At 63.7% G+C, this 23,178-nt stretch carries 23 protein-coding genes and 1 riboswitch; of the genes, 14 read left to right on the top strand and 9 right to left on the bottom strand.

The window, feature by feature from the left end:
• Nucleotides 1–4 precede the first annotated feature (4 nt).
• From NCR38_RS02310 to NCR38_RS02285, 6 genes are all read left to right on the top strand, one after another.
• On the top strand, nucleotides 5–691 hold the full coding sequence (locus NCR38_RS02310; protein ID WP_061117731.1) for an HAD family phosphatase: 687 nt from the start codon (nucleotides 5–7) through the stop codon (nucleotides 689–691).
• Complete coding sequence (gene pcnB / locus NCR38_RS02305; RefSeq protein ID WP_061117732.1) at nucleotides 684–2,261, top strand: polynucleotide adenylyltransferase PcnB; 1,578 nt, start codon at nucleotides 684–686, stop codon at nucleotides 2,259–2,261. Before NCR38_RS02310 ends, pcnB begins: the two co-directional genes overlap by 8 nt.
• 79 nt (nucleotides 2,262–2,340) lie before the next feature.
• The gene (folK, locus tag NCR38_RS02300; protein WP_061117733.1) at nucleotides 2,341–2,898 is read left to right on the top strand and encodes a 2-amino-4-hydroxy-6-hydroxymethyldihydropteridine diphosphokinase; all 558 of its coding nucleotides are present in this window, start codon (nucleotides 2,341–2,343) and stop codon (nucleotides 2,896–2,898) included.
• Nucleotides 2,895–3,575, top strand: a complete 681-nt coding sequence (locus NCR38_RS02295; RefSeq protein ID WP_061117734.1) for a deoxynucleoside kinase — start codon at nucleotides 2,895–2,897, stop codon at nucleotides 3,573–3,575. Before folK ends, NCR38_RS02295 begins: the two co-directional genes overlap by 4 nt.
• A 49-nt stretch (nucleotides 3,576–3,624) precedes the next feature.
• Nucleotides 3,625–4,440, top strand: coding sequence for a 3-methyl-2-oxobutanoate hydroxymethyltransferase (gene panB / locus NCR38_RS02290; protein ID WP_061117735.1), 816 nt, complete (start codon nucleotides 3,625–3,627; stop codon nucleotides 4,438–4,440).
• 125 nt (nucleotides 4,441–4,565) lie between these two features.
• Nucleotides 4,566–4,865: a hypothetical protein gene (locus tag NCR38_RS02285; RefSeq protein WP_250476325.1), complete on the top strand. Its 300-nt coding sequence runs from the start codon at nucleotides 4,566–4,568 to the stop codon at nucleotides 4,863–4,865.
• Between the two features lie 8 nt (nucleotides 4,866–4,873).
• Here the strand turns inward: NCR38_RS02285 and NCR38_RS02280 are convergent, their stop codons facing one another.
• The gene (locus NCR38_RS02280; RefSeq protein WP_250476355.1) at nucleotides 4,874–5,812 is read right to left on the bottom strand and encodes a CopD family protein; all 939 of its coding nucleotides are present in this window, start codon (nucleotides 5,810–5,812) and stop codon (nucleotides 4,874–4,876) included.
• A gap of 462 nt (nucleotides 5,813–6,274) precedes the next feature.
• Between NCR38_RS02280 and NCR38_RS02275 the strand changes: the two genes are divergently transcribed.
• From NCR38_RS02275 to NCR38_RS02260, 4 genes are all read left to right on the top strand, one after another.
• Nucleotides 6,275–7,021: a cytochrome c gene (locus NCR38_RS02275; RefSeq protein ID WP_061117737.1), complete on the top strand. Its 747-nt coding sequence runs from the start codon at nucleotides 6,275–6,277 to the stop codon at nucleotides 7,019–7,021.
• A gap of 21 nt (nucleotides 7,022–7,042) precedes the next feature.
• Complete coding sequence (locus tag NCR38_RS02270) at nucleotides 7,043–8,341, top strand: cytochrome c (protein WP_061117738.1); 1,299 nt, start codon at nucleotides 7,043–7,045, stop codon at nucleotides 8,339–8,341.
• Between the two features lie 98 nt (nucleotides 8,342–8,439).
• Complete coding sequence (trhA, locus tag NCR38_RS02265) at nucleotides 8,440–9,060, top strand: PAQR family membrane homeostasis protein TrhA (protein WP_061117880.1); 621 nt, start codon at nucleotides 8,440–8,442, stop codon at nucleotides 9,058–9,060.
• A 239-nt stretch (nucleotides 9,061–9,299) separates the two neighbouring features.
• On the top strand, nucleotides 9,300–10,862 hold the full coding sequence (locus NCR38_RS02260; RefSeq protein WP_061117739.1) for a DEAD/DEAH box helicase: 1,563 nt from the start codon (nucleotides 9,300–9,302) through the stop codon (nucleotides 10,860–10,862).
• 49 nt (nucleotides 10,863–10,911) lie between these two features.
• Here NCR38_RS02260 and NCR38_RS02255 read toward each other — a convergent pair whose 3' ends face one another.
• From NCR38_RS02255 to ggt, 4 genes are all read right to left on the bottom strand, one after another.
• Nucleotides 10,912–11,424, bottom strand: a complete 513-nt coding sequence (locus NCR38_RS02255; protein WP_061117740.1) for a hypothetical protein — start codon at nucleotides 11,422–11,424, stop codon at nucleotides 10,912–10,914.
• Nucleotides 11,425–11,463: 39 nt separating this feature from the next.
• Complete coding sequence (locus tag NCR38_RS02250) at nucleotides 11,464–12,288, bottom strand: ferritin-like domain-containing protein (protein WP_061117741.1); 825 nt, start codon at nucleotides 12,286–12,288, stop codon at nucleotides 11,464–11,466.
• A 337-nt stretch (nucleotides 12,289–12,625) separates the two neighbouring features.
• Entirely contained in the window at nucleotides 12,626–13,975 is a 1,350-nt protein-coding gene (locus NCR38_RS02245; RefSeq protein ID WP_061117742.1) for an MFS transporter, read from the bottom strand.
• Between the two features lie 146 nt (nucleotides 13,976–14,121).
• Nucleotides 14,122–15,759, bottom strand: coding sequence for a gamma-glutamyltransferase (gene ggt / locus NCR38_RS02240; RefSeq protein ID WP_061117743.1), 1,638 nt, complete (start codon nucleotides 15,757–15,759; stop codon nucleotides 14,122–14,124).
• 461 nt (nucleotides 15,760–16,220) lie between these two features.
• Between ggt and NCR38_RS02235 the strand changes: the two genes are divergently transcribed.
• Complete coding sequence (locus NCR38_RS02235; RefSeq protein WP_035497782.1) at nucleotides 16,221–16,418, top strand: hypothetical protein; 198 nt, start codon at nucleotides 16,221–16,223, stop codon at nucleotides 16,416–16,418.
• 70 nt (nucleotides 16,419–16,488) lie between these two features.
• Here the strand turns inward: NCR38_RS02235 and NCR38_RS02230 are convergent, their stop codons facing one another.
• Nucleotides 16,489–16,872, bottom strand: coding sequence for a hypothetical protein (locus tag NCR38_RS02230; RefSeq protein WP_250476354.1), 384 nt, complete (start codon nucleotides 16,870–16,872; stop codon nucleotides 16,489–16,491).
• A 221-nt stretch (nucleotides 16,873–17,093) separates the two neighbouring features.
• Here NCR38_RS02230 and glpK point away from each other — a divergent pair, with 221 nt between their 5' ends.
• Nucleotides 17,094–18,590, top strand: a complete 1,497-nt coding sequence (gene glpK, locus NCR38_RS02225) for a glycerol kinase GlpK (protein WP_250476324.1) — start codon at nucleotides 17,094–17,096, stop codon at nucleotides 18,588–18,590.
• Between the two features lie 114 nt (nucleotides 18,591–18,704).
• A riboswitch (FMN riboswitch) is annotated at nucleotides 18,705–18,868 on the top strand.
• Between the two features lie 151 nt (nucleotides 18,869–19,019).
• Nucleotides 19,020–19,754 carry a 3,4-dihydroxy-2-butanone-4-phosphate synthase gene (gene ribB, locus NCR38_RS02220; RefSeq protein ID WP_061117746.1) on the top strand — a complete coding sequence of 245 codons (735 nt, stop codon included), beginning with the start codon at nucleotides 19,020–19,022 and terminating at the stop codon, nucleotides 19,752–19,754.
• A gap of 12 nt (nucleotides 19,755–19,766) precedes the next feature.
• Here ribB and NCR38_RS02215 read toward each other — a convergent pair whose 3' ends face one another.
• The 3 genes from NCR38_RS02215 to NCR38_RS02205 are packed head-to-tail and all read right to left on the bottom strand — an operon-like array spanning nucleotide 19,767 to nucleotide 22,065.
• Nucleotides 19,767–20,453, bottom strand: coding sequence for an HAD family phosphatase (locus NCR38_RS02215; protein ID WP_061117747.1), 687 nt, complete (start codon nucleotides 20,451–20,453; stop codon nucleotides 19,767–19,769).
• 37 nt (nucleotides 20,454–20,490) lie between these two features.
• Nucleotides 20,491–21,669, bottom strand: a complete 1,179-nt coding sequence (locus tag NCR38_RS02210; protein WP_250476323.1) for an MFS transporter — start codon at nucleotides 21,667–21,669, stop codon at nucleotides 20,491–20,493.
• 12 nt (nucleotides 21,670–21,681) lie between these two features.
• A complete protein-coding gene (locus tag NCR38_RS02205) occupies nucleotides 21,682–22,065 on the bottom strand; it encodes a VOC family protein (protein ID WP_061117749.1) in 384 nt (127 codons plus the stop codon).
• Between the two features lie 111 nt (nucleotides 22,066–22,176).
• Between NCR38_RS02205 and NCR38_RS02200 the strand changes: the two genes are divergently transcribed.
• Nucleotides 22,177–23,148: a LysR family transcriptional regulator gene (locus NCR38_RS02200; protein ID WP_250476353.1), complete on the top strand. Its 972-nt coding sequence runs from the start codon at nucleotides 22,177–22,179 to the stop codon at nucleotides 23,146–23,148.
• Nucleotides 23,149–23,178 lie beyond the last annotated feature (30 nt).

The following is a 23,178-nucleotide window of genomic DNA, read 5'->3' as shown; positions in this document are numbered from 1 at the left end:
ACCCATGAACCTCGCCCTCTTTGATCTCGACCACACGCTCATTCCCACCGACAGCGACCATGAATGGGGCCGCTTCATGGTGAAGCTCGGCATCGTCGACGGGGAATCCTTCGCGCGTCAGAACGACGCCTTCTACGCCGATTACAAGGCGGGCGTGCTCGACATCAACGCGTATCTGCACGCGATGCTCGCGCCGCTCGCGAAATACTCGCGCGAGCAGCTCACCGACTGGCACGCGCAGTTCATGCGCGAGGTGATCAATCCGCGCATCGTGCCGGCCGCCGTCACGCTGGTGCGCGAGCATCAGGACAACGGCGACCTTTGCTGTCTCGTCACGGCGACCAACGCGTTCATCACCGCGCCGATCGCGGAAGCCTTCGGCATCGAAACGTTGATCGCATGCGAAGTGGAAACCGTGGACGACCATCCGCACGGCGCGCTCACCGGCCGGCCGACCGGCACGCCGAGCTATCGCGAAGGCAAGATCGTGCGGGTCGAGCAATGGCTCGCATCGATCGGCAAGACGCTGTCCGACTTCAGGCACAGCTATTTCTACAGCGACTCGCACAATGACATCCCGCTGCTGGAGCGCGTCACCGATCCAGTCGCGACCAACCCCGACGACACCCTGCGCGCGCATGCGCAAGCCAAAGGCTGGCGCATCCTGAACCTGTTCGACACACGTGATTAAAAAACTCATCCGCAAGCTGTTCGGGCAAGAAAGCGCCGACTCCAACGAAAGCGCAGCGAACGACACGACGGCGGCTTCGCCCGACGCCAAGCCCGCTCGCAAGAGCACGCGCAAGAAAGCCGCCGCGCCCGTGAAGCGCGACCCGAATGTGCCGGTGATCCTGTCGTCGGACATTCACGGCATCGATCCGTCGCTGATCTCGAAGAACGCGGTCCGCGTGACCGACGGCTTGCAGCACGCGGGGCACCGCGCGTTCATCGTCGGCGGCGCGGTGCGCGATCTGCTGCTCGGCGTCGCGCCGAAAGACTTCGACGTCGCGACCGACGCCACACCCGATCAGGTGCAGAAGCTCTTTCGCCGCGCGCGCATCATCGGGCGGCGCTTTCAGATCGTGCACGTGCAGTTCGGGCAGGAGATCATCGAGACTTCGACGTTTCGCGCGTTGATGGACGCCCCGCCCGAGCCGGTGTCGGAGCCGCCGCGCCGCCTTAAACGCGGCGAGCTCGATGGCCGCACGCATGCCGTCGATGCGAGCGGCCGCGTGTTGCGCGACAACGTCTGGGGCGAGCAGCACGAAGACGCCACGCGCCGCGACTTCACTATCAACGCGATGTACTACGATCCGGCCACGCAAACCGTGCTGGACTATCACGACGGCATGGCCGATATCCGCGCGCGCCTGTTGCGCATGATCGGCGATCCGGCCACGCGTTATCGCGAAGATCCGGTGCGCATGCTGCGCGTCGTGCGCTTCGCGGCGAAGCTCGGCTTCGAAATCGACGAGGCCACGCGCGCGCCGATCAAGGATCTCGCCGACCTGATGAACAACGTGCCCGCCGCGCGTCTCTTCGATGAAATGCTGAAGCTGCTGCTCTCGGGTCATGCGCTCGCGTGTCTCACACGGCTGCGTCAGGAAGGCTTGCATCATGGCGTGCTGCCGCTGCTCGACGTCGTGCTCGAACAGCCGCACGGCGAGAAGTTCGTCACGCTCGCGCTCACGAGCACCGACGAGCGCGTGCGCGCCGGCAAGCCGGTTTCGCCGGGCTTTCTCTTCGCCACGCTCTTGTGGCACGACGTGCAGACGCGCTGGCAGCAATACACCGCGAACGGCGAGTATCCGGTGCCTGCCTTGCATCGCGCGATGGACGATGTCCTCGACATGCAGACCGAGAAGCTCGCGATCCACAAGCGCTACTCGTCGGATATGCGCGAGATCTGGAGTCTTCAGCATCGGCTGGAAAAGCGCGGCCGCAGCGCGCTGAAGCTGCTGGAACACCAAAGATTCAGAGCGGGGTATGATTTCCTGCTACTGCGTTGCGAATCGGGCGAACTCGATGCGGCCATCGGCCAGTGGTGGAGCGACTTCATCGACGGCGATCATGCCGAGCGCGAAGCACTGTTGTCGCAAGGCGGCAAGGAGCGCAACGGCCCGAAGAAGCGCAGGCGCCGCAGCAACGCGAAACGCCGCTCGGGCGAGCCGGGTGCGCCGGTCGAGCAGGCTGAACAAGGAAACGATGGCGACACGATCTCGAGTGCGGCGAACAAGCGCGAAGACGCCGACAACGAGTAACGCCGGTTTTGGTTACAGTAGCGAAGAGCGACGTTGCTTTCCTCGCTTTTCGCTGTGACCCACGCGTAGGACTTCTGCCATGACGATTGCTTATCTGGGCCTGGGGGCGAATCTCGGCGATGCGCGCCAGACCCTGAAAGACGCAGTCGTGTGTCTCGCTCAGCAACACACGATCACCGTGCTCGCGAAATCGAGCCTCTATCGCACCGCCCCGATCGATGCATCGGGCGACGACTATTTCAATTGCGTCGTCAAGCTCGAAACGAGCCTGCCGGCGCGATCGCTTCTGCGCCTGTGTCATCACATCGAAGAGCAGTTCGGGCGCGAGCGGCCGTATCGCAATGCGCCGCGCACGCTCGATCTCGACATCCTGCTGTACGGTGCATCGAGCATCGACGAAGCGGATCTCGTCGTGCCGCACCCGCGCATGACCGAGCGCGCCTTCGTGCTCGTGCCGCTCATCGAACTCGAGCCGGATCTCATTCTTCCCCAACGCGGCCGCGCGGATGCGTTCATCGCGGGCGTCGCCGATCAGCGCATCGAAAAAGTCGCGACATGCCAGTGCATGGTCGGAACGAACCCGCGCGACGCCGACGCAACCGCCGTCTCATCCAACCACAAGACAGACTGCCGATGAGCGCTCCACCACTCACCGTGACCGCGCCGCAACTGCGGCCGCCGCATCGTTACATCGCGATCGAAGGGCCGATCGGCGTCGGCAAGACGACGCTCGCGACGCTGCTCGCCGAACGCTGGTCGATGCGCACGCTCTTCGAGCGTCCGCAGGACAATCCGTTTCTCGAACGCTTCTATCGCGACACCACGCGACACGCGCTCGCCACGCAATTGAGTTTCGCGTTACAGCGCGCATCGCAGACGCAGGAAGCCGCCGATATCGTGACGAGCGGCGCCGCGTTGATGACCGACTTCCTCACGCAGAAGAGCGATCTCTTCGCGCGCCTCACGCTCCCCGACGACGAGTTCCAGCTCTACAAGGAGGTCGCCTCGCGCATACGCTCGAGCGGCCCCGCGCCCGATCTCGTCGTCTATCTGCAGGCGAGCCCTGAAGTGCTCTTCTCGCGCATCCAGAAACGCGCGCTGCCGATGGAGCTGCAAATCTCCGATTCGTATCTGCGCGCGCTCTGCGATGCTTATAACGACTTCTTCTATCACTATGACGCGACGCCGTTGCTCACCGTGAATGCGGAGCACCTGAACCCGCTCGAATCGGACGACGATCTCGCGCTCCTGATCGAACGCATCGAATCAATGCGCGGACGCAAGGAATTCTTTGTCAAAGGCGTATCGGTTTGAGCGCGTCGCGCGGCCCCGCCCTCTTTAGCGACTCTTTAGTGAAACGATCATGACGTATCTGCAGGAAACGAATCGCTCGACGATCACCGTACCCAAGCTTCAATCCATGCGCGAGGCCGGCGAGCGCATCGCGATGCTCACGTGCTACGACGCGAGCTTCGGCGCGCTGCTCGACCGCGCGGGCGTCGATGTCATGTTGATCGGCGATTCGCTCGGCAATGTGCTGCAAGGGCACAGCACGACGCTGCCCGTCACGCTCGCCGACATTGCCTATCACACGGCATCCGTCGCGCGCGGCAACCGGAGCGCGCTCATCGTCGCGGACATGCCGTTCGGCACGATCGGCTCGAAGGAAGATGCCTATGCGAACGCCGTGCAACTGATGCGCGCGGGCGCCCAGATGGTGAAGATCGAAGGCGGCGAATGGCTCGCGGACACCGTGCGCTTCCTCGTCGAGCGGTCGATTCCGGTATGCGGGCACGTCGGGCTCACGCCGCAATCGGTGCACGCGTTCGGCGGCTTCAAGGTGCAGGGCAAGTCCGAAGCGGCGGCCGAACAGATGAAGCGCGACGCCATCGCGCTGCAGGAGGCGGGCGCCCAGCTGCTCGTGATCGAAGCGGTGCCGACGCTGCTCGCGCGCGATGTCACGCAGGCGCTTGCGATTCCGACTATCGGCATCGGCGCGGGCATCGACTGCTCGGGACAAGTGCTCGTGCTGCACGACATGCTCGGCATCTTTCACGGCAAGCGGCCTCGCTTCGTCAAGGACTTCATGCAAGGCCAGCCGAGCATTTTCGCGGCCGTCGAAGCGTATGTGCGCGCCGTGAAGGACGGCAGCTTCCCGGGTCCCGAGCACACGTTCTGAGCGATGCCGTGAACGCGGGCCACGCCTTTCGATGTCTGCGCCCACGAACTGAGTTTTTTCGTACATACTGCCGAGCTTCCTGCGCGTACCCTTGCCCATAGTCACTAAAAAGAGCGAGAACGATCATGTGGCACGTCCTTCCCGATGAATATGTCCGAGCCCAACTGGCCGTGGGCTCGCTCGTCGCGCTGGGCGTGGCGCGTGTGGTGGCGGCGGGAATCGGTGCGCAGCATCACTGGCGCATTGCGGCGGTGACGCGCTGGTTCATCGGCGCGGCGTTCGTATTCTGCCTGCCGCAGTTGCTCGAAGTGCTGTTCATCGTGGATTCACATACCGCGTTCGTCGAACTGCAGGGCAAGATCATCGGCTGCGCAGTGGCGCTCTTTTGCGCGCCGATCGTCTCTCACAAACTCGGCTACGAATAAGCGCGCGCTCAGCCCGCCAGCGCCGATCCCGGCACGCTGTGCGACAGCACGGCCGCTGCCACGAACACGCCGGCCATCATCACTGCTTCCATGCGCAGGACGTTGATGACCGTGTGAGCGTCCATCGTCGATGCAGAGCGTTGCAGACGCGGCAACGCCGACCATCGATTCAGCGCGCCGAACGCGAGCGCCGCCGCGACCAGCGCGATCTTCACGATCAACGCGTGGCCCCAGGTGCTCGCAGTGAGCGTCGCGAGAGAGCCGGCGGCGCCGCGCCACGCATTGAACACGCCCGTCAGGACGACGAGCACGACCGCCAGCGACGCCGCTCGCGACATGCGCGCAACCGTGCGGATCAAAGCCGCGCGCGCCACCGAGGTATCGAGCGCCGGCAACACGAACGCGCCCGCGATGACGATGCCGCCCCACGCCGCGGTCGCGAGCAGATGCAGCGTTTGCACACCTTCGGCGAAGGAGAACGCGCCCGCGTCGGCTGCGTGGCCGATCGCCGACTTTCCCGCAGCGACGATCAGCGCGGCGAGCACCGTCGATACAATCCGCGAAATCGATAGCGGCGCGCCGCTCGCCGCGAGCAACAAAAGCACGCTGCCCGCGAGCGCGACCGACCAGCCGATGCCCACGTGCGTGCCCGTCGCGACGAGCCACAACGACGCGCCCGCTTGCAGGATGGGCACGCCGCTCATCGCCGCCGACTGCAGCCACAAAGAAACGAAGTTGAACGAAACCAGCGCGATTGCAGCGATCAGCCCCCCGCGCGCGGCACGCCGACATCCCTGCGGCGCGGGCAAAACGGGCGAAGGTGGCGCGAACGCCTGTTCGCGCGACAGCCAGCCGGCCAAGAGCAACGCGCCGAGCGTGCAGGCAAAGGCGAGATCGGCGAGCGCCGCGAATGCCGTCTGCGCAAGCCAGAGAGGATCGTCGTTCATCATGCGGGACCGGTCGCGGCGCGAACGTGCATGGCAGAAGGGAAGCTCATCGAAGGAAATCTGCGGAGTCTAAACGAACGTCCAGGTTGCAGCACAGCATCGAACGTCGACGAAACGCCTTGAATTTTTGTCGGCCGCTTCCGAAACTGCATGAAGCGCATCGATCGGGCGTCTTTGCGTCGAGTCGATTATTTGTCGAAAGGCAATGGACGACTCGTGCCTATTAAGTTCGTCGCGGGTGGTCAATAGCCACGCGGCAAATTGTCGCGAATGCGCTGCAGCGGGACTTAGAGCGAGATTGTGTCAAATAGTCATCATCATGCATCGATGATAGAATGCCGCGTCGCATCAGAGGCTCGTCGAGCCGCTGTGGCCGTGGTCCGCCACCCACCGCCCCCTGCGTGGCCGTGGTTCGCCACCTTCGCACCGAGCCGCACGAAGCTCGGCAGGTCCCCGAATTTCATGGAGTGTCGCGTGTTTTCAAGACGCATTTTTCGTCCGCTGCTCGCTATGGCTTTTGCCTCGGCTCTGGTAGGCAGCGCGGGCGTTTTCAGCTCCGCCGCGCAGGCGCAAAACCAGCCGATCGCACCGGACACGATGGCCGCGCGCGTGCAAGGCTGTACGGCGTGCCACGGCGTTCATGGTGAAGGCACGGACAACGACTACTTCCCGCGTCTTGCCGGCAAGCCGGCCGACTATCTGTACAACCAGCTCCAGAATTTCCGCGAAGGCCGGCGCAAGTACCCGCCGATGAACTACCTCGTCACGTATCTCTCGGACGATTATCTTCATCAAATCGCGACGTACTTCTCGAATCAGCGGCCGCCGTATCCGCCGCCTGCCAAGTCGAACGTCTCCGCAACGACGCTCGCGCGCGGCCAGCAGATCGTCCTGAACGGCGATGCATCGAAGAACATTCCCGCGTGCGCGGCCTGCCACGGCAAGGGTCTGACCGGCATGCAACCGGCCATTCCGGGCCTCGTCGGTCTGCATTCCGACTACATCAGCGCGCAAGTCGGCGCATGGAAGTCGGGCACGCGTCACGCGAAGGCGCCCGATTGCATGCAGCAGATCGCCTCGCGCCTGACGGATGACGACGTGACCGCCGTCGCCGCCTGGCTGTCCACGCAACAAGCACCCGCCAACCCGGTGCCCGCGCCCGCTGGCTCGTTGAAGATGCCGCTCAAGTGCGGCAGCGAACCGCAATAAGGCGTCTGGAGCGACAACAAAATGAAACGCAAGTCCCTGTTCGCACTTTCCTCGGCTGTCGTGGTGGCAGCCGTCGCAGCCGGCGCCGTTCTCTGGTCGGGCGGCGACAACCTGCATTCGGGCGGCGCCATCGCGGCGACGCCGGCCGACAAGGCCGCGCTCATCAAGCAAGGTGAATATCTCGCGCGCGCCGGCGACTGTATCGCGTGCCACACGGTGCGCGGCGGCAAGCAATTCGCGGGCGGCCTGCCGATGGCCACGCCTTTCGGCACGATGTTCACGCCGAATATCACGCCTGACGATCAATACGGCATCGGCAAGTGGACCTCCGACGACTTCTATCGCGCCATGCACACGGGCCGTTCGAAGGACGGCAGCCTGCTCTACCCCGGCTTCCCGTTCACGAGCTACACGAAGGTCACGCGCGCCGACTCCGACGCGATCTACGCGTACCTGCGTTCCGTGCCGCCCGTTTCCGAGCCCAGCCGTCCGCATGAACTGCGCTTCCCGTTCAACAACCGCAACCTGCTGATCGGCTGGCGCACCCTCTTCTTCAGCGAAGGCGAATACAAGCCGGATCCGACCAAATCGGTCGAGTGGAATCGCGGCGCGTATCTGGTCGAAGGCCTCGGCCATTGCGCCATGTGCCACACGTCGATCAACGCGATGGGCGGCCCTGTCAGCTCTGCAGCCTTCGCCGGCGGCCTGATTCCGTTGCAGAACTGGTACGCGCCGTCGCTCACGTCGAACAAGGAAGCGGGCCTCGGTGACTGGGACCTGAAGGACATCAACGATCTGTTGAAGACCGGTGTGTCGCAGCGCGGCGCGGTGTTCGGCCCGATGGCCGAAGTGGTTCACAACAGCCTGCAGTACATGACCGACGCGGACGTCAACGCGATTTCGACGTATCTCAAGTCGATCCCGCAGAAGAAGGAAGCGCCGGAAGTCATGCAGCTCGAGACGTCCGAGAAATTCGGCGGCGAACTGCTCACGCTCGGCAAGAAGGTCTACACCGAGAACTGCGCGAAGTGCCACCAGGAAAACGGTCTTGGCAAGCCGCCGGCTTATCCGCCGCTCGCCAACAACCAGTCGATCCAGATGCCGTCGGCCGTCAACCCGATCCGCATGACCTTGAACGGCGGCTATCCGCCGAGCACGGAAGGTAATCCGATGCCGCACGGCATGCCGCCTTTCGCGCAGTCGCTGTCGGACACGGAAGTTGCTGCAGTCGTGACATACATCCGTATGTCGTGGGGCAACCACGGCACGCCGGTGTCGCCGCAACAGGTGAGTAATCTGCGTTCGGCGCCGCTCGACTGAGGTCCGCGGCGGCCTTCCGCCAATAGAGCGTACAATACGCATTTGGGGCGCAGCCTTCGTAGTTGGGGCCGCGCCCCTTGTTTTTTGGCGGATCGATCATGCACACAGGCGAGCGTTTCAACAGCATCAGCCATCTGATCGGCGCGCTGCTGTCGGTGGCAGGCCTGGCCGCGCTCGTCACGATGGGCGCGCTCGACGGAGACGCGTACAAGGTCGTCAGTTTCGCGGTGTATGGCGCGATGCTGTGCGCGCTCTACATCATCTCGACGCTGTATCACTGCGTGCGCACGCCGCGCATCAAGGCGATACTGCAGAAGTGCGATCACTCGGCCATCTACTTGTTGATAGCCGGCAGCTATACGCCGTATACACTGGTGACCTTGCGTGGTCCCTGGGGCTGGTCCCTCTTCGGCGTGAGTTGGGGGCTTGCGGTGCTCGGCATTACGCAGGAACTGACGCTCGGGCGCCGAACCCGCAGCGTATCGATGGTGCTGTACGTGTTGATGGGATGGCTCGCGCTCGTAGCCATTCATCCGCTCGTGACGGCGCTACCACCCGCGGGAACCGCGTGGCTGGTGGCGGGCGGCGTCGTGTACACCGCGGGCATCTGGTTTTTCATCAACGACGAGCGTATTCGGCACGGACACGGAATCTGGCATCTGTTCGTGCTCGCAGGCAGCCTGTGTCAGTTTGTGAGCGTCGCGCGCTACGTCGCGTGAGCGTCGGCTGAAACGGGCGCCGCCGCGTCGAAGTGTCCTTCGATGCAACTTGGCGCCAGATGACGTGTCTTGATAGCACGTCGACCCTCGCGGCAACGTCCGGCAATCGCTGATCGCCGAATGACCCGCCGCCCGATTTTTCTTCGAGCGATGCACATGCGCTCTGCCGGCCGAACCATGATTCGCCGCAGCCTGATTCGCATGCGCGCCGTTCGACACAACGAACAAGTATCCAATCTATGTCTTTTGATTCACTCGGTCTGTCGGAACCTCTGCTTCGCGCCGTCAACGAACTCGGCTATTCCAGTCCCACTCCCATCCAGCTTCAGGCGATTCCCGCCGTTCTGAAAGGCGGCGACCTGCTCGCGGGCGCGCAGACCGGCACGGGCAAGACCGCCGGCTTCACGCTGCCGATCCTGCAACGCCTGTCGCAACTGGCACCCGCCACGGGCGGCGCGAAACGCCCGGTGCGCGCACTGATCCTCACGCCGACGCGCGAACTCGCCGCGCAGGTCGAGGAAAGCGTCCGCGCGTACGGCAAGTACCTCAAGCTCAAGTCGACGGTGATGTTCGGCGGCGTTGGCATCAATCCGCAGATCGACGCGCTGCGCCGTGGCGTCGATATCGTCGTCGCGACGCCGGGACGTCTGCTCGACCACATGCAGCAAAAGACGATCGACGTTTCGCAGCTCGAAATTCTCGTGCTCGACGAAGCCGATCGCATGCTCGACATGGGCTTCATCCACGATATCAAGCGCGTGCTCGCGCGCCTGCCGGCGAAGCGCCAGAATCTGCTGTTCTCGGCCACGTTCTCCGACGAGATCAAGGCGCTCGCCGACAACCTGCTCGATTCGCCCGCGCTGATCGAAGTCGCGCGTCGCAATACGACGGCCGAGAAGGTCGAGCAGAAGATTTACCCCGTCGATCGCGATCGCAAGCGCGAACTGCTCACGCATCTCATCCGCGGCAACAACTGGTTCCAGGTACTCGTCTTTACGCGCACGAAGCACGGCGCGAATCGTCTCGCCGAGCAATTGACGCGCGACGGCATCAGCGCGCTCGCGATTCACGGCAACAAAAGCCAGTCGGCGCGCACGCGCGCGCTCGCCGAATTCAAGGATCAGACGCTGCAAGTGCTGGTCGCGACGGATATCGCGGCGCGCGGCATCGACATCGATCAACTGCCGCATGTCGTGAACTTCGACTTGCCGAACGTGCCGGAAGATTACGTCCATCGCATCGGCCGCACGGGGCGCGCGGGCGCGGAAGGCGAAGCGGTATCGCTGGTATGCGTGGACGAGCATCAACTGCTGAAGGACATCGAGCGCCTCATCAAGCGGCCGATTCCGTGCGAGGTGATTCCGGGCTTCGAACCGGATCCGAATGCCAAGCCGGAGCCGATCCAGCGCCGCAGTCAAGGGCGCGGCCAGGGACAAGGTCAGGGGCGCCAGAATCCGCGCAACGGCGAAGGACGTCCGAATGGCGAATCGCGTCCGAAGGGCGATGCACGCCCGAGCGGTGAAGCGCGCCGCAACGGCGAGCCGCGCCGCGAAGGCAGCCGTCCGAGCGGTGAGGCCCGCGGCGCGCGGCCGGCGAAAGCAAACAATGGCGGCGCTCAGCCTTCGCGTGAAACTCGCAATCACAGCAAGCCGAACGTCAACACGACTTCGGCGCCGCGACGTCAGGAGCCGGCGCAGACGGGTCACGCCGCGAACGCGCGCAAACCGGGACCGGGGGGCAACCCTGGCGCGCTGCTTAGTGGCCGGCGTGATGCGTTGCGATCGGGCGATCGCAGTCGCTAATACGTTCGATGCAAGCTGGCGCGACGCTCGAATGCGTCGCGTCGAGGTTTCAGGCGGCGGCGCTCGCCGCCCGCTTCAGCCATTCGAGTTGCTCGCGCCAGCGTGCGAGCGCCGGTTGCGCGTCAGTCAATTCGAAGACGATTCCATTCGTGAGTCGCGCATATCCCACCCGCTGTATTTCACCGCTCTCAATAGTCCCGACGAAGCACGCCAGCGGCACATCGTCGAGCGGCACGCGGCGCGCGTCCAGATGCACCTGATAGAACGCGTCGTCGAATACGAAGGCGAGAGTCGCGCGTCCGGTCGCGGTGACCGCCTGCGCAGTCCGTGACGACGGCCATAGTGCGAAGGCGAGTGTGCGCGCATCGGGCGCAAGCAGTTCGCCGGCGCCGAGCAGCGCCGTTCGCACGCGATGGGCGCGATCGGCAGCGCATAGCGATGCGGTAAAACCAGCATCGGCGTCGGCGAGCGTGCCGTCGAAAAGCGCGCGCAACTCGGGCGGCCACTCGTCGAAAACGGTGTGCGATGACAGCGATGGCTGCGGCGTGTCGTGATCGGACATAGAAAAATGCCGGCTTTGAACCGGCATCGTCGAGAAAGATTAACGGAAGAACAACTGCGTCATCTTCGAGAGCGGATAGTGCACGCCCGGCTGAATGCGCGCGGGCAAGTCGAGCGGCTTGAGCAGCATCTTGATGGCCTGATCCGCGGACAGATTGCGCCGCACGAGCGCATTCACGCGCGCGGACAGTTCGCGGTTGTACTCGGCATCCTGCGCACGCTCCGGGTAACGAATGGCGAACACGTGCCGCAACGCGATTTCCGAATCTTCGCTCTTCAATTCGATCACGCGCCGCACAAGAGCGCCGAGCACGGCGATGCGGCCATTGCCTTCGATCTTGTTCCACTTCTTGAAGAAGTGAAAGAAGTGCTTATAGTGCCGCACTTCGTCCGTACGGATATTGTCGGTGATCTCCTTCAGCACCGGTTCATCCGAACAATCGTTGATCGCGCGGTAGAGCGTGGCCGTCCCCGTCTCGACGACACAGCGCGCCACCATTTCGAGCGCGCGCTTCTTCTCGAACTCCTCGTAAGAGCACGTCAGCGAATATTCATCGAAGAAATTCCTGAACGCGGTGTCCCAGTCGAACTCGGGCCACACATGATTGATGTATCTCTTGAGCGCCCGGCCGTGCTGCATCTCTTCGGGCTCCCACTCGTTATTCAGCCACGCCGATATCTCGGGGTCGTCATGAAAATACTTGCTGAGGTTGCTCGTATAAAGATCGGTGCCGCTCTCGATGAACGAGCAGGCACACAACAACAAAAGAAGATGCTCGTTGGATGCCGCCTTCTGGCGATCGATCCGCGTGAGATCGATATCTTCGATGCGCCAAGGCATCACGTGTGTACTGTCTGTATGCATATATCGCGCTCCCAGGCTGGACCGAACGCGCCATCGGCCAACGAGAGACGGCCGACGTTCAGGCGACGCCGTGAACGGTTCGATCCTGGCGTCCTTAAATTCAAGTGTTAGCGGCTGCTTTTTCATCTTAGCCGCCCTGCAACGAGTTTGCAGACATGGGGACAGACTCACGTGCGGCGCGCCGGTTCCGTGCGTGCCGATCTCTTACAACGTCAGGCGAGCGGCAGCCGGTGCGCGAGCATGAAACGCGCCGATATTTGAGTGCTGTGTGCTGGAAATGAAAAAAGGCGGCCGAGGCCGCCGATTCTTACGCGTTCGAGGTATTAGTGTGCGGTTCTTACGCAGCAAGACGTGCCACACGCATGCGCCAGGCGACGATAGCCAGCGAAACCCCGGACAGCGCGGCGGCCAGCAACACGTAGTAACTCGGCGCGAGTTTGTCGCCGGTGACGTGAATGAACGCTTCGACGATCGTCGGCGCGAAACCGCCGAACAGCGTGACACCGAGCGCATAGCCGATCGACAGGCCTGTTGAGCGCACCCGCGTCGGAAAGATCTCGGACATAAGCGCCGGCATCGGACCGGAGTATGCCGCCTTCAGAATGCCCGCCGCCGATTGCAGCACGACGAGCGACGCGACCGTCGGATGCGCCTGAAGCCACGCAAACATCGGATAAATCGTTACGCCCATGAAGATCGAGGTGCCGAGCATGATGCGGATGCGCCCGAGCCGATCGGAGAGCGCGCCCATCAACGGGGAAAAAATGAACTGAAGTCCGCCATTGAGCACCACGACGGCGAACGATGCCGTCGCCGGAAGATGCAACTGCTTGACCGCGTACATCGGCATATAGAGTTGCAAGACATAGACGCCGACAGTCGATTGCGCCACGATGCCCACGGCAAGCAGCAGGTTCAGCCATTGATTCGCGAACGAGATGCCGGGGTCGCTTGCCTTCGCGCTGGCACGCGTCGCGAGAAACTCCGGCGTTTCGTCCAGGTGCGAACGGATGTAATAGCCGACCGGCCCGACAAGTAGACCGAAGACGAACGGGATGCGCCAGCCCCAGCTTTCGAGTTGCGCTGGCGGCAGCCAGGCGCTCAGAACCGAGCCGAACGCCGCAGCCATGATCGCGGCGAGCCCTTGGCTCGCGAACTGCCAGCTCGCGTAATAGCCACGCCGCGCTTCGCTGTGCTCGACCATGAACGCGGTCGCGCTGCCGAACTCGCCGCCGACCGCGAAACCTTGAACAAGGCGCGCGAGCAGGATCAGCAGCGGCGCCGCGATGCCGATGTGCTGATACGAAGGCATCACGGCCATGGTGAGCGTGCCGATCATCATCAGCAGAATGGCGAGCGTGAGCGCGGCTTTGCGCCCTTTGCGGTCGCCGTAGATACCGAGCACGATCGCGCCCAGTGGCCGCATCAGGAACGAAATGCCGAACGTGCCGATGGCCAGCATCGTCGAGAGCCATTCGTCGTTCGACGGAAAGAACGCCTTCGCGATGACCGTTGCGAAATAGCCGTAGACGAGAAAGTCGAACCACTCGAGTGCGTTGCCGATCGACGACGAGAACACGATGCGGCGGATCATCGCCTTCGATGGCGCTGCTTTCGGGGCCAGCGTTTCGGCGTTCGTGGCCGCCGCACTCGGAGCATCGGGCGCTCCATATATTCGTTCGTTCATGAATTCTCCTCCCCTTCCCTGATCCTGGTTTCGTGCCGGATGCGGCTGGAACAAGCGTGCACATCCCGCTCGCTACCGAAACTCAGCGATCGTTGCGCATTTTTTGGAAACGGAGACCGCCGCGTGGCCGGTCTCCGAAAGTGGCTTTAGAAGCCTGCTGCGAGCCCGTCGCGCCGGCTGTCACTCGCCGCGACATATCCACGCTCGGGATCGTTGGGGTCGAGCTTCCAGATGTATTGGCCCGAGCCGAAGTCCATATACGGATCGTCGACGGACTTGATCGTATGGCCGAGGCCTTCGAGCGCACGCGCGGTTTCGAGATCGAGCGTGGCTTCGATATCGATGGTGAAATCGCGATTCACCTTCCAGCGGGGCGCGTCGCACGCCGCTTGCGGCTGCTGGCCGTAGTCGAGCATCCGCACGATCGATTGCAGATGACCTTGTGGCTGCATGTCACCGCCCATCACGCCGAAGCTCATGACGGCTTGGCGGTTGCCATCGATTTCCTGCGTGAGGAACGCCGGAATGATCGTGTGGAACGGGCGTTTGCCGCCTTCGACCACGTTTGCGGACTTCGGATCCATCGAGAAGCCACAGCCACGATTCTGCAGCGCGATGCCCGTGTCAGGCACGACCACGCCCGAGCCGAAGCCCATGTAGTTCGACTGGATGAAGCTCACCATCATGCCGCGCTCGTCGGCGACCGACATGTAGATGGTCCCGCCCGCCTTCGGCATGCCGAAGTCGAACTGCGTCGCCTTCGACGGATCGATGAGCTTCGCGCGTTCCGCCAGGTACGCGTCGTCGAGCATCTGCTCGGGCGTCACCTCCATCGAGCGAGGATCGGCGACGTAGCGATAAACGTCGGCGAAGGCGAGCTTCATCGCCTCGATTTGCAGATGTTGCGACTCGATGCGATCGACGCTCAGGGCGCTCACATCGAATTTGTCCAGAATACCGAGCGCAATCAGCGCCGCAATGCCTTGACCGTTCGGCGGGATCTCGTGCACCGTGTAGCCGCGATAGTCCTTGCTGATCGGCTCGACCCAGTCGGCGCGATAGCCGCGCAAGTCGTTCATGGTCAGCGCTGCGCCGCCCTCGCGCGCGAACGCGGCAATGCGCTCGGCGATCTCGCCTTCGTAAAACGCGCGCGGACCATGCTGCGCGAGCATGCGCAGCGTTTTAGCGTGGCCGGGAAAGCGCACGAGCTCGCTCACATCAGGCGCGCGGCCGTGCGGCATGAACACATTCGCGAAGCCCGGCTGATCCTTGAGCTCGGGCACCGCCGCCGCCCACTTGTAAGCGACGATGCTCGCCACCGCATGACCGCGTTCGGCGATCTCGATGGCGGGTTCCATCAGGTCCGCGAAGGGCAGCGAGCCGAACTTCGTATGCAGCGCCTCCCATCCGGCAATGACGCCCGGCACGGTGACCGCGTCCCAGCCGCGCTTGGGCTGCCGTGCGAGTCCGTTCTCCTCGCCGTACTTGCGGCGGAAATAGTCGACGTTCCAAGCCGCCGGCGACACGCCCGACGCGTTGAGGCCGTGCAACTTCTCGCCGTCCCATACGAGTGCGAAAGCGTCGCCGCCCAGGCCGCACGACACCGGTTCGACCACGGTGATGGCGGCCGCCGCTGCGATCGCTGCGTCGACGGCATTGCCGCCCTTCCACAGCATGCGCAGGCCAGCTTGCGCGGCCAACGGATGGGACGTCGAAACGATGTTACGGGCGAACACCGGCAGGCGCGGCGTGGGATAGGGGTTTTGCCAGTTGAAGCGAGTCATTGAATGAAGTCCGAAATACGAGGAGGCAGCATGCCGGGCAATTCTGTAGGCCAGCGGGAAAAGGGGGATATTGCATTGTCCACTTAATCCAAAACAAATTCATTTATCGTATAAATTAATGATTAATCTGCATGAATACGTCGTGCACGTCCGCCCGTTTGCGCGTACTTGGGCGCCCTCGTGTTTGTGTGCGCCGCCGCACGCACTTCAAGTCGAATCTCCGAATTCCCGTAAGCGATGGACCGCTTCCTCGAGTAAAAAAAGTCAAAGCCAAAATTTTCAACGCGAATTTGGCACTTGTCAGACGCTTGCCTACAATCCCAATTCCCGGCATCCGCAATACAAAACTCCACGCGTTTGCCCGGCGGTTTTTCAGTTTCCCCGTACAACGTTTCGAAGCAAAAAGATCCGGCTTACAAAGCCGGCTGCTTATGCCGTTCGGTCGTCATGGAGAACACACAATGCTGAGTCCGCACGAATTTGCCACGCTGCTACTGGTACAGGAAGCGCCCAATCAGGTCGACATGGAACGCCAGGAACTCGACGCTCTGCTCGAACGTCAGTTGGTCCAACTCGAAAATCTCGCATCAGGACGCCAGCAATGGCGCCTCACCGCCACCGGCGATTCCACCGTCAAAGCTTTCAAGCGTTACTCGTAGCACGCGTAGCAGGACTCGGGGCGCGGCCCGCGGCCGCGTCCCTCTCCGCCTCTCCCTCGTATCAAATCATTCAGCCGGCACGCAGTGTCGGGTCGACTGCGGCGCGCCAGCTCAGTGCCTGTGCTCGCTGATCCAGGAAGAAGCTCGCCCATGCGCTCTGCGCCTCAGGGCTGGGATTCGACCGGTACATGCGATAACGCTCCGCGATCGCCGTCTGGAAAGCGCAAAAACGCTCCCTCGTCAGCCCGCCTCGCCGCTCGGCCACATAGGCGTCGTAGAAGGCCGAATAAACCGATTGCGCGTCCGCCCCGTAATCGACCGGAGACGACGTCCCGCACATGCCCTGCAGCGCATTGAACGAGGGCGCGCCCATCGTTCCGTCCAGATTGGGTGTTCCCACGCAGCCCGCCAGCAACGCCGCACTCAAAACGCCTGAAACACACAGCACTCGCATCGCGCTCACCTTCGATCGATTTCGTGACGCCAGTATCGGACGAACGGAACTGCCGCGCCACTCGGCCGAATGGCATAGGCCGATCGACGTTCGAGCGCGACATGTCACGCGGCTTATGCCGTTTGGCCAGGTTGTCCGCGGCGCCTCGCTCCGATAGATTGCGCAGAAGGACATCGCGTCACGGCTCGACGCGTCGATGTCAGCTCTAATCGGAGAAGACCATGCAGGATCAGTACATTCTCGCGCTCGACCAGGGCACGACCAGTTCGCGCGCCATGCTGTTCGACAGAAACGGCAACGTCGTGTCCGTGGCGCAGAAGGAATTCCAGCAGATTTATCCGGAAGCGGGCTGGGTGGAGCACGATCCGCAGGAGATCTGGTCGACGCAGGCCAGCGTCGCCGCAGAAGCCGTCACGCGCGCCGGCGCAAGCGCCTCATCGATTGCGGCGGTCGGCATTACGAATCAGCGCGAGACCACGATCGTCTGGGACCGCGAGACGGGCAAGCCGATCTACAACGCAATCGTCTGGCAAGACCGTCGCACGGCCGGCTTCTGCGACGAGCTCAAGGCGCGCGGCCTCGAAGCCATGGTGCGCAGTAAGACCGGCCTGCCCATCGACGCGTATTTCTCCGCGACGAAAATCCGGTGGATTCTCGACAATGTCGAGGGCGCCCGCGACAAGGCGAAACAAGGACGGCTCGCCTTCGGCACGGTCGATAGCTGGCTCGTCTGGAATTTCACGCGGCACGGCCTGCATGTCACGGACATCACGAACGCATCGCGCACCATGCTCTTCGACATCCACGAGCGACGCTGGGACGACGAGTTGCTCGACGCGCTCGGCATACCGCGCAACATGCTGCCCGAAGTGCGCACATCGTCCGAGGTGTATGCCACCACGCAAGGCACGGTGTTCGCCGCGGACGTCCCGCTCGCCTCGCTTGCCGGCGACCAGCACGCCGCGCTCTTCGGACAGATGTGCACGGATCCCGGCATGGTGAAGAATACGTACGGCACCGGCTGCTTTCTCGTCATGAACACAGGCGACAAGCCGATCGAGTCGCGCAATAACCTCGTCACGACAATCGCCTGGCAGATCGGCGATCAGGTCAATTACGCGCTTGAAGGCAGCATCTTCATCGCGGGCGCGGTGGTGCAATGGCTGCGCGACGGGCTCGGCCTCATTCGCCAGGCAAGCGAAGTCGAGACGCTCGCGCGCGGCGTGCCGCATAGCGATGGCGTCTATCTCGTCCCCGCGTTCGCCGGGCTCGGCGCGCCGCACTGGGACGCGCGCGCACGCGGCACGCTCTTCGGCGTCACACGCGGCACGACATCGAGTCATATCGCGCGCGCGGCGCTCGATTCGATCGCGTATCAATCCCTCGACGTGCTCAAAGCAATGGAAGCGGACTCGGGCATGCGCATCGGCGAATTGCGCGTCGATGGCGGCGCCTGCGCGAACAATCTGCTGATGCAGTTTCAGGCCGACATCCTCGGCGTCGATGTCGCGCGGCCGCGCATCGCTGAAACCACGGCGCTCGGCGCGGCTTATCTCGCGGGGCTCGCGGTCGGCTATTGGAAGGATGTCGATGAACTCAAGGCGCAATGGCAACTGGAGCGCCGGTTCAGTCCGTCGATGCCGCAACCGGAGATCGCGTCCTGTCTCGCCGGATGGCAACGCGCGGTCAATGCGGCGAAGGCATGGGCCGACAGCTAGCTGTACCGATCCGCCGATGTCATTTTCCGGAACGCGGCGCCATGCGGCGGTGCAAAAACCGGCGGCGTGCTGTATCCTAAAAAACCTGTCGAGCTTTTGGCTCGGCGGTATTCAGTACGTCTTCAGGGCGGGGTGCAATTCCCCACCGGCGGTAAGTGGCGAGGCCTCGTGGCCAGACCACGAGCCCGCGAGCGCCCGCGCCGGCAACGTGCGCGGGGTCAGCAGATCTGGTGAAACGCCAGAGCCGACGGTCACAGTCCGGATGAGAGAAGATGTGCAGATGGTCATGTCCGTTCCCCTTGGCGATCCTTGCGTCGCGCCGAATCGGACGACGCCGCGCCTTCGGGCGTGTCGCCGCGGGGTGTCGTTCTGTCTGTTTGCAATGCCCTGAAACGTTTTTCGCTTAATTTTCTCGCGAGAGCGTTTCACATGTCCCAGACCCAAGCTACCAGCCTTTCGTTCGCCGCACCCGCCGTCATCGCCGACGACGCCTTTGCCGACCTTCCCCAACTCGCTTCCTTCGACGTTCCGCCGCGCATTGCCGCTGCGCTCGACGCCATGCGCGAAGGCCGCCCGGTCGTCCTGCAGGACGATGACGATCGCGAGAACGAGGCCGATCTGATCGTCGCCGCCGAGAAACTCACCGACGCCACCATGGCCCTTCTGATCCGTGAGTGCAGCGGCATCGTGTGCCTTTGCCTGCCCGACGATAAAGTGCGCGCGCTCGAGCTTGCGCCGATGGCCCCAGCCAATGGCAGCCGCTACGGCACCGCGTTCACGGTGTCGATCGAAGCGCGCGAAGGCGTGACCACGGGCGTATCGGCGGCGGATCGCGTGACGACGATCCGCGCGGCCATCGCCGATCATGCGAAGCCGGGCGATATCGTCCGGCCGGGCCACGTCTTCCCGCTGCGCGCGATGCCGGGCGGTGTGCTCGCGCGGCGCGGCCACACGGAGGGCACCGTCGATCTGGCGATTCTCGCGGGACTCAAGCCCGCAGGCGTGCTGTGTGAACTGATGAACCCGGACGGCACGATGACGCGCGGCGAACAAGTGGCGCGCTTCGCACAGGAACACCGTCTGCCGATGCTGACCATCGCGGAACTCGTCGAATTCCGCACGGCGCTCGCAGCGGCGCGTGAGACCGTCGAAGAAACGGCCTGAGTCGCAAGACGCTCAGGACAGCACGTCGCCGAAATCCCCTCGCACGCCCGCGGCAACCAGCGCGGGGAGTTCGTCCATGTGCTCCATGATCCGTGTGATGCCGGTTTCGCGCAGCACCTGCGCGTAGCCCGACGGAATATGGCTCGCGCCGACGAACGCGATGGTCTTCATGCCCGCCGCGCGCGCCGCCGTGAGTCCGGCGACGCTGTCTTCCACGACGAGGCAGCGCTCGGGCGCGACATCGAGCGTGCGCGCCGCGAGCAGGTAGACATCGGGATAAGGCTTCGGCCGCTCGACCTGCTGCGCACTGAATACGCGCGCGCCCACGACTTCGTCCAGACCCGCGCGTCGCACCGAGGCACGCACGCGCTCGAGACGGCTGTTCGACACAACCGCGACCGGCAAGCCGCAACCTTCCAGCGCGGCGCGCACGCCGGCAATCGGTCCGACCGAGCGCGCGAGTTCCACCGCGACGCGCGCCTCGATCGTGTTGACGAAATCCGGCGGCATCACGATGCCGAAGTTCGTCTCCAGATGCGTCAGGAAGCGCGAGGTCTGCTGCCCGAAAGCCGTCTTGACGGCCGGTTTGAAGTCGATGCCGGGAAACGTCTCGGTCAGGACGTCCAGCATCACGCGATCCGCGATGACTTCGCTATCGACGAGCACGCCGTCGCAATCGCAGATGAGATGATCGATCATGTTGGCTCGAATTACGTTGAGCCAACATCATAAGCGTTCAGCAAGCGTCGGCTGCTTTTACTTCGGATGTAACGCGCGGCGCGTCCAGCCGCGCCGCGAACCATGTCACCGCGAGGGCTGCGAGCGCGACCGCCGCGGCGGCCCACGGCAGCGCATCGGGTCCGTGACCGTGCGTCAGCACCGCGCCGCCGAGCCACGCGCCGCCCGCATTGCCGACGTTGAACGCGCCGATATTGAGCGTCGATGCAAGATTCGGCGCATCCTTCGCCTTCTCGACAACGCGCGCCTGCAGCGGCGGCACCGTCGCGAACGCCGCGATACCCCACACGAAAATCGTGACGATCGCGCCGATCTGACTGTGGCTCGTCTTTGCAAACACGGCCATGACGATCGCGAGCGCGAACAGAATGCCCATCAGCGAGGGCATCAGCGCGCGGTCGGCGAGCTTGCCGCCGATCGTATTGCCGATGGTGAGACCGAGGCCTAACAACACCAGGATCAGTGTGACGGCGCGCGGCGAGAAACCGCCGACCTGTTCGAGAATCGGCGCGATATAGGTGAACACGACGAACACGCCGCCGAAACCGAGCACGGTCATCGTGAGCGCGAGCCAGACCTGGCCGTCGCGCAGCACGCGCACTTCGCGTGCGAGTCCGCTCGGCGCGGCATCGTGGCGATTCGGCACGAGCGCGGTCACGCCGAGTGCGGAGAGCACGCCAAGCCCCGCGACGATCCAGAACGTCGCGCGCCAGCCCAGTTCCTGGCCGATGAACGTCCCAAACGGCACGCCCAGCACGTTCGCGAGCGTGAGGCCAGTGAACATCAGCGCGATGGCGCTCGCGCGCTTGTCCGCCGGCACGAGCGACGCGGCCACGACCGCGCCGATGCCGAAGAACGAGCCGTGTGCGAACGACGTGACGACGCGCGCGGCCATCAAGAGTCCATAGCCCGGCGCGACCGCGCACAGCACGTTGCCGACGATAAACACGAGCATCAGCCCTTGCAGCGCAAGCTTGCGCGGCAGCTTGCTCGTCAGCACGGCGAGCAGTGGCGCACCGACCGCGACGCCGAGCGCGTAGCCGGTGACGAGCAGGCCCGCTGATGGAATCGACACGGAAAGATCGTGCGCGACGTTGGGCAGCAGGCCCATGATGACGAACTCCGTCGTGCCGATGGCGAAAGCGCTGATCGCCAGCGCGAGAAGCGGGAGAGGCATGGTGGCTCCGAATCAGAATTGAGCGGTCACGAATTCGACGACGACACCTGGCGCCAGCCGCACGAAGAGCTGAAGCTCGCGGGCGAGCGGCACTTCGGCGAGCTGGTGGGCATAGCCGTGGCAATCGAGACGTTCGAGCAAAGCACGCCACTCGGCCTTGTCGTCGATGCGCAGCGCCAGATGGTCGATGCGCGTCGCGCCTGGCCGCTCGGCGGGACGCGAATCCGCGGCACCCGAGGCAATCAGATGCACCGCCGGCCGCGCGCCGAGATAGAGCCAGTAACCGCCGACGCCGAACGGCGGCCGCGGCCCGACGCGCATACCGGCGATATCGACGAAAAAGCGCATGAACGCATCGCAGTCGGGTGCGACGAGGGTGACGTGGTCGAGTTGCATGACGTGGATGCTCCTCAAGGGTTAACGCTAGCCGGCATTGTGCGAGGTATGCATTGCTTTGAGAATGGGTCTACGCTTTGAATCATTATCAAACCGGATTTGAAAATGACGATGGATCGACTCGGGGACATGCGCCTTTTCGTTGAAGCGGCGGCGGCCGGCAGCCTGTCGGCGGCGGGGCGCAAGATCGGACTATCACCGGCCGCAGCGAGCGCGCGGCTCATCAAGCTGGAAAAAGCGCTGCACACGCGGCTTTTCGAGCGCACGACGCGCCAGCTGCGTGTCACCGACGAAGGCCGCATGTATCTGCAGCACTGCCGGATCGCGCTGCACGCAATCGACGACGCCGAAGCCGCGCTGCAAGCCGGCCAGAACGTCGTGCGCGGCAAGGTGCGCATTTCAGCGACGTCGAATTTCGGCCGCTCGATGCTGCGGGGCTGGATCGACGAATTCAGCGCGCTGCATCCGGACGTGAGATTCGCGCTGACGCTGTCGGACTCCGTGTCGAATCTGCTGCAGGAGGAGATCGATCTCGCGATTCGCTTCGGCGCGCCGCCGGACAGCGGACTGGCCGCCCGCGCGCTCGCGCCGAATCGACGCGTGCTGTGCGCATCGCCCGACTATCTCGCGCGCAAGGGCGAGCCCACAACGCCCGCGGAGTTGGTGGGTCACGATTTCGTCGTCGTGGTCACGGCAGGCGGGCCGCTCAACGAACTCGCTTTCGTGCGCGGCGACGAGCGCTACGCGTACACGATTCCGCTCGCGGACGCGTGGGAAACCAACGACGGCGCGATGACCCGCGCGTGGGCGCTCGCGGGCCACGGCATCGCGCATAAATCGATCTGGGATATCGCCGCCGACGTGCGCGCCGGCACGCTGAAGATGGTGTTGCCCGACTGGTGCACGCACGAGGCGGCCGTTCACGCCCTCTTCCACGCGAACCGCTACATGGCGCCGCGCGTGCGCGTGCTGCTGGATTTTCTGGTCGAGCGTTTCGAGAAAACGACGCACGAACTGCTCGGCGATCTGGCGTATCCGCCCAACAGGCGCCCGTCGCGTCAGGAATGGTCGTCGGCGCTATAATATCGGGCTAAATTACAGCAGAAAGCGGGC

Source organism: Caballeronia sp. INML1 (genome assembly GCF_023631085.1).
GTDB classification, from domain to species: domain Bacteria; phylum Pseudomonadota; class Gammaproteobacteria; order Burkholderiales; family Burkholderiaceae; genus Caballeronia; species Caballeronia turbans.
This window is presented reverse-complemented; position numbering and strand designations above follow the sequence as displayed.

Excerpts from the sequence above, each read along its gene's own strand:
- ribB (WP_061117746.1), top strand. The coding sequence starts at position 19,020 with ATGTCCCAGACCCAAGCTACCAGCCTTTCGTTCGCCGCACCCGCCGTC.
- NCR38_RS02235 (WP_035497782.1), top strand. The coding sequence starts at position 16,221 with ATGCTGAGTCCGCACGAATTTGCCACGCTGCTACTGGTACAGGAAGCG.
- panB (WP_061117735.1), top strand. The coding sequence starts at position 3,625 with ATGACGTATCTGCAGGAAACGAATCGCTCGACGATCACCGTACCCAAG.
- NCR38_RS02310 (WP_061117731.1), top strand. The coding sequence starts at position 5 with ATGAACCTCGCCCTCTTTGATCTCGACCACACGCTCATTCCCACCGAC.
- NCR38_RS02260 (WP_061117739.1), top strand. The coding sequence starts at position 9,300 with ATGTCTTTTGATTCACTCGGTCTGTCGGAACCTCTGCTTCGCGCCGTC.
- NCR38_RS02275 (WP_061117737.1), top strand. The coding sequence starts at position 6,275 with ATGGAGTGTCGCGTGTTTTCAAGACGCATTTTTCGTCCGCTGCTCGCT.
- ggt (WP_061117743.1), bottom strand. The coding sequence starts at position 15,759 with ATGACTCGCTTCAACTGGCAAAACCCCTATCCCACGCCGCGCCTGCCG.
- NCR38_RS02270 (WP_061117738.1), top strand. The coding sequence starts at position 7,043 with ATGAAACGCAAGTCCCTGTTCGCACTTTCCTCGGCTGTCGTGGTGGCA.
- NCR38_RS02295 (WP_061117734.1), top strand. The coding sequence starts at position 2,895 with ATGAGCGCTCCACCACTCACCGTGACCGCGCCGCAACTGCGGCCGCCG.
- NCR38_RS02250 (WP_061117741.1), bottom strand. The coding sequence starts at position 12,288 with ATGCATACAGACAGTACACACGTGATGCCTTGGCGCATCGAAGATATC.
- NCR38_RS02245 (WP_061117742.1), bottom strand. The coding sequence starts at position 13,975 with ATGAACGAACGAATATATGGAGCGCCCGATGCTCCGAGTGCGGCGGCC.
- NCR38_RS02200 (WP_250476353.1), top strand. The coding sequence starts at position 22,177 with ATGGATCGACTCGGGGACATGCGCCTTTTCGTTGAAGCGGCGGCGGCC.
- NCR38_RS02280 (WP_250476355.1), bottom strand. The coding sequence starts at position 5,812 with ATGAACGACGATCCTCTCTGGCTTGCGCAGACGGCATTCGCGGCGCTC.
- trhA (WP_061117880.1), top strand. The coding sequence starts at position 8,440 with ATGCACACAGGCGAGCGTTTCAACAGCATCAGCCATCTGATCGGCGCG.
- NCR38_RS02210 (WP_250476323.1), bottom strand. The coding sequence starts at position 21,669 with ATGCCTCTCCCGCTTCTCGCGCTGGCGATCAGCGCTTTCGCCATCGGC.
- folK (WP_061117733.1), top strand. The coding sequence starts at position 2,341 with ATGACGATTGCTTATCTGGGCCTGGGGGCGAATCTCGGCGATGCGCGC.
- NCR38_RS02205 (WP_061117749.1), bottom strand. The coding sequence starts at position 22,065 with ATGCAACTCGACCACGTCACCCTCGTCGCACCCGACTGCGATGCGTTC.
- NCR38_RS02255 (WP_061117740.1), bottom strand. The coding sequence starts at position 11,424 with ATGTCCGATCACGACACGCCGCAGCCATCGCTGTCATCGCACACCGTT.
- glpK (WP_250476324.1), top strand. The coding sequence starts at position 17,094 with ATGCAGGATCAGTACATTCTCGCGCTCGACCAGGGCACGACCAGTTCG.
- NCR38_RS02215 (WP_061117747.1), bottom strand. The coding sequence starts at position 20,453 with ATGATCGATCATCTCATCTGCGATTGCGACGGCGTGCTCGTCGATAGC.
- NCR38_RS02230 (WP_250476354.1), bottom strand. The coding sequence starts at position 16,872 with ATGCGAGTGCTGTGTGTTTCAGGCGTTTTGAGTGCGGCGTTGCTGGCG.
- NCR38_RS02285 (WP_250476325.1), top strand. The coding sequence starts at position 4,566 with ATGTGGCACGTCCTTCCCGATGAATATGTCCGAGCCCAACTGGCCGTG.